The 1,870-nt window shown below is 35.7% G+C and carries 2 protein-coding genes; one reads left to right on the plus strand and one right to left on the minus strand.

Annotated features, from left to right (window positions below):
• On the plus strand, window positions 1-1,255 hold a 1,255-nt coding region (locus CI949_RS20525), incomplete at its 5' end, for a methyl-accepting chemotaxis protein (protein ID WP_290769889.1).
• 86 nt (window positions 1,256-1,341) lie between these two features.
• On the opposite strand, the gene CI949_RS20530 is transcribed toward CI949_RS20525, so the two are convergent.
• Window positions 1,342-1,800 carry a hypothetical protein gene (locus CI949_RS20530; RefSeq protein ID WP_290769890.1) on the minus strand — a complete coding sequence of 153 codons (459 nt, stop codon included), beginning with the start codon at window positions 1,798-1,800 and terminating at the stop codon, window positions 1,342-1,344.
• Between the last annotated feature and the right edge of the window lie 70 nt (window positions 1,801-1,870).

A 1,870-nucleotide genomic window follows, 5' to 3' on the forward strand; every position in this document is an offset into this window, starting at 1 on the left:
GAAATATATATTATCTAAAATTTTAGGACTGGGAGTTTTTAAGAGTATCCCGGCTAAAATGGGATTTAGCAGTTTTATTTTGAGTTTTGCCTTAATCTCTTTACCACAGTTTACAGCTGGCTGGACAGTAAATTTAGGGGCAGCAGCTGGAATGGGAGTTGTTTTAGCTTTAATTAGCAGAATTTTAATATCTCCTATTAAAGCAATTGATGCTGAGTTAAGTAAGATTGAGGACCTAAATCTTGATGATGAAAATAGACTTAAAACAGCTGATGATTTTGAAAATTTATTTGAAAAACTGCGCCAGATAAAGTCCAAATTAAGAGAAGATATTCTTTTCTTAAAGGGTGGAACTGATGATATGCATAACTTCACCGAAGATTTTGTAGAGCTGGCTGAAGATATGGAAGATGTATCTGACAGTATTTCAACTGTGGTTGATGAGGTTGCTCAGGGAGCTCAGGCTCAGGCTCAGGAAACCGAGGAATCTGCCTATATAGTTAATCAAAATGTTGAAGAAATTGAAAAGCTGGCTGCAGCAGGTCAGGAGAGCCGTGATAACCTGGAGAATGCTGTAAAAAATATTCGAACTTCTACCCAGGCAGTAGTTGATGTTAATCAAAGAATTAGTGGAGTACGTTCTGCTTTTGCAAGTGTTAACCAGCTGGGGCAGCAGCTTTCGGAAAAAATTGAAACAATCATGGAAATTGTTGACACTGTTGAAGATATTGCCGGCCAAACTAATCTGCTTTCACTTAACGCTTCAATTGAAGCAGCTCGCTCTTCTGATAATGGTCGCGGCTTTACAGTTGTGGCAGAAGAAGTGAGAGAACTAGCAGAGGAATCGCAGCAGGCTGTTGAAATAATCAGAAAAAACCTGGGAGAATTTACCGAACATGTTGAAACTCTTAGTTCAAGCATCAGTGAGCAGTTCAGCAATCTTGAAGCAAGCAATCAGGCCTTAGAAGAAGTTGCTGAATCAAGCAACAGTGCAACTAATGATATTGAATCTGCTACTGATCAGGTTGTTGATATCGTCAGCAGTTTAAATGAGGAGACCAAAAAGATTAGAGAGGTTATTGAAAACTTCAATAATCTGGCAGCAATTGCTCAAGAAAATTCAGCTTCAAGTGAAGAAATGAGTGCCAGTGTTAATAGTTATTCTGAAAAAATTAAAGAAATGACAGGTTATATTGAACAGATGGAAGATCTTACAGAAAACTTCCGCAGTAACCTTAAGGATTACAATGTTTAAAATCAAAATAAGCTGATAAAAAAACATAAAAACTAAAACCGCTCTTAAGACCGGAATTTTGGACCCGGATCTTAAAGAGCGGTTTTTTATTCTTCCAGATTATCTTTAATTACCTGTTCCCAGGCATGCATATTATCTAAAAGCCAGGCAGCCGAATCTTTTTCCCCTTGATGGTTACTAAATTCAACTTTTAATAATTCACGGTTTTTTCTTTTACCCAGAAAAGAATTAACTCTCTCTATATTTTCAATATTTGCTAGGGGAATAATCAAATCCATCTTTGGCAGCCATCTTAAAAAATGTAGCTCATCTGGTGTTAAAAGTAATGAGCCATTCCCTCTAACCTGAGTCCTGCCAGCCGATTTCTGACCGAAAAAATTAACTTCCTTACTAAAATAAATAATTCTATCTTTATGATAATTTGTAAATAGTTCTTCTGCCCTTTTTCTTTTAATAGATGCAATCTTTTTGTGCACTAGATAGTAAAGGACAGCTAAGAGAACAGGGATTAGCAAAATAAATGTTTTTTGATTGAAAAACTGCATAATTAACCTCCCTAAAGAGCTGATATTAAATTAAATAAAAATATTTTTCTATAAATCAAGACAATCAAAT

It is taken from the genome of Halanaerobium sp. (genome assembly GCF_003070835.1).